Origin of the sequence: Haloferax marisrubri, assembly GCF_001469875.2 — an archaeon.
Lineage (GTDB): Archaea > Halobacteriota > Halobacteria > Halobacteriales > Haloferacaceae > Haloferax > Haloferax marisrubri.
This window is the reverse complement of record NZ_LOPW02000015.1, coordinates 1-424: the sequence shown is the minus strand read 5'-3', so window position 1 is coordinate 424 and position 424 is coordinate 1. Positions and strand designations below refer to the sequence as shown.

Below are 424 nucleotides of genomic sequence, written 5' to 3'. Positions count from 1 at the left end.
GGCTACGACCAACTACTACACCGAACACGCTCCAGAAGACCTCGTCGCGACGTGGGACATAGAACTCGATGCCGAGACGGAACCCAGAGACACCAGTGCAGCGGCTCTCGCCGCGTACGGTCTCTGTCGGCTGCCGGACGTCCCCGAGTGTGAGAACCTCCGCGGTACGGGGGCGGAAATCCTCGATTCCCTTCTTGAGTCGTACCTCGTGACAGACGAGGACGACGAGCGTCGTGGGATGGTTCGTCACGGCTGTTTCAACAAGCCTGGCGAGTACGTTACCGACAACGGTCTCGTCTGGACGGACTACTACGTAGCGTACACACTCTGGTCGCTGCTCTCGGACCGGTAACTCGGTTCTCCGTCACTTCTCCCGCGGTTAAGGACTACGGAACAGTATGAGATGAAAATAGACGTTTCGTGG

At 58.7% G+C, this 424-nt stretch carries 1 protein-coding gene; it reads left to right on the top strand.

Annotated features, from left to right (window positions below; translation table 11 throughout):
* Nucleotides 1-352: hypothetical protein (locus AUR65_RS19740; RefSeq protein WP_394337341.1), on the top strand; the 352-nt coding region annotated here is incomplete at its 5' end.
* Nucleotides 353-424 lie beyond the last annotated feature (72 nt).